The organism is Mycobacterium sp. 1245852.3 (assembly GCF_001669335.1).
In the GTDB taxonomy this organism is placed as follows: domain Bacteria; phylum Actinomycetota; class Actinomycetes; order Mycobacteriales; family Mycobacteriaceae; genus Mycobacterium; species Mycobacterium europaeum_A.
The window spans coordinates 1-1,029 of sequence record NZ_LZLL01000034.1 but is presented as its reverse complement, the minus strand read 5'-3'; the positions used below and the strand labels follow the sequence as shown (position 1 = coordinate 1,029).

The following is a 1,029-nucleotide window of genomic DNA, read 5'->3' as shown; positions in this document are numbered from 1 at the left end:
CCTCGCGCTGGCGGCCTTGTGGGAATCCTTCGGTGTGACACCGGATGTGGTGATGGGGCACTCGGTGGGTGAGATCGCCGCGGCGTGCGTGGCCGGGGTGCTGTCGCTCGCGGACGCGTCGCGCATGGTGGCGGCGCGAGGCCGGTTGATGGCGCAACTGCCGGCCGGCGGGGTGATGGTGGCGGTCGAGGCCGGCGAAGCCGAGGTCGCCGGGCTGCTGACCGACGGGGTGAGCCTCGCGGCGGTCAACGGCCCCAACGCGGTGGTGCTGTCCGGCGCCGAGGCCCCCGTCGAAGCGCTGGCGGACCGGCTGGCCCGGATGGGTCGGCGCGTGCATCGGCTGGCGGTGTCGCACGCGTTTCACTCGTCGCTGATGCAGCCCATGGTGGCGCAGTTTGCCGCGGCGGTGGCCGACATCGAGGCCAGGCAGCCGCGAATCGGGCTTGTGTCCAACCTGACCGGCCAGTTCGCGGGCGGCGGCTACGGCTCGCCGCAGTACTGGGCGGCGCACATCGGCCAGCCGGTGCGCTTCTTCGAGGGGGTGCGCGCCGCCGAGGCCGCCGGCGCCGGGACCTTCGTGGAGCTGGGCCCGGGCGCGGCGCTGACGGCGGCGGTCGACCAATCGCTGAGCACGCCGCAGGCCGTATCGGTGCCCACCATGGCCAAGGACCACCCCGAAACGGAATCGCTGGTGTTCGCGGCCGCCCGGCTGTTCACCCGCGGCCTCGACCCGAACTGGGCCGTCGTGTTCGCCGGACGCAACGCCCGGCGGATCGACTTGCCCACGTACGGCTTTGCACGGCAACGTTTTTGGCTGGGATCCGGCGGAGCCGGGGCGGCGCCGCCCGCCACGGCGGCTCGAGCACCCGACCTGGCGCAGCGGTTGCACGGACTGGCCCCCGACGATCAGCACCGTGTGCTGGTCGAATTGGTCTGCGAGCACGCGGCGGCCGTCTCGGGGCATCCCGGCGGCCACGCCATCGACCACGACCGCGCGTTCGGCGACCTCGGGTTCGACTCGATGATCGG

The 1,029-nt window shown here is 73.4% G+C and carries 1 protein-coding gene; it reads left to right on the top strand.

The window, feature by feature from the left end; translation table 11 throughout:
- Window positions 1–1,029, top strand: a 1,029-nt coding sequence (locus A9W96_RS01430; RefSeq protein ID WP_156765074.1) for an acyltransferase domain-containing protein, incomplete at both ends; no start/stop codon positions are given.